Origin of the sequence: Streptococcus sp. 1032, assembly GCF_013277015.1 — a bacterium.
Taxonomy (GTDB): Bacteria; Bacillota; Bacilli; order Lactobacillales; family Streptococcaceae; genus Streptococcus.
The window spans coordinates 1-792 of record NZ_VMMD01000042.1 but is presented as its reverse complement, the minus strand read 5'-3'; the positions used below and the strand labels follow the sequence as shown (position 1 = coordinate 792).

The 792-nt window shown below is 31.9% G+C and carries 1 protein-coding gene; it reads right to left on the bottom strand.

Annotated elements, in window-relative coordinates; translation table 11 throughout:
• The coding region (locus tag HT711_RS10980; protein ID WP_173250154.1) for a restriction endonuclease subunit S at positions 1-792 on the bottom strand (792 nt) is incomplete at both ends.

Genomic DNA, 792 nt, shown 5'->3' with positions numbered 1-792 from the left:
CATCTCCTTGGGAAACAATAGAAATGTCCAAATCTTTCTTTTTAATCTTGCCTTCTTCAAAGAGTTTTTGTTTTTCTGCTCGTATTTTTTCAAGTAAAACTTCGACTGATTCATCATTTGGGTCTTGTTCAACTAATTTTCCTTGCATAGCATATTGAAGAATAGATTTTTTTAGTTTATCTGGAAATTCTTTATCTAGCTGTTCCAGTCTATTATAACTTTCAGCATATTCATCTACTTTTTCTAAAGCTGTTTCGATTGCTTCTACTATTCGTTGTTGTTCAGATAGTGGGGGGAGAGGGATAAGAATAGAAGCAACTTTATCACTATTCAAGTTTTTCACAACAGCTCCACTAATTAGAGATAGAAATTGAGAATAAACTACATTTGATGAAAGAATATAGAATAGGTAATCTTTATTTAATGAGTTTTCATAGTTCGAAATAGCCAACCATCCATCGTGTATTGCACCATCAACATTCAAAATATAAGGTCTACCAAAACTCATAGAATTAGTTAACAAAAATGTACCTTTTTTTACAAATCTAGTTTTGTTAAGCCCTGATTTTTTGATTTTTTCTTTAACATTATTTATATACTTTTCACCCTTTTCAGTATCACCTATTTTTATCCAATTTATTCCATCTACTTCAGAAGTAAGATAATCTTTGATTGGTCGTGGAGAGCCACCTCTGACAATTTCAACCAATGTAGAAAACCTCACCCACTCCCAATTCTCAGGAATATCATAAGGAACATCAATTTCTTGAGTGCTTCCATCAGCGAACTTCT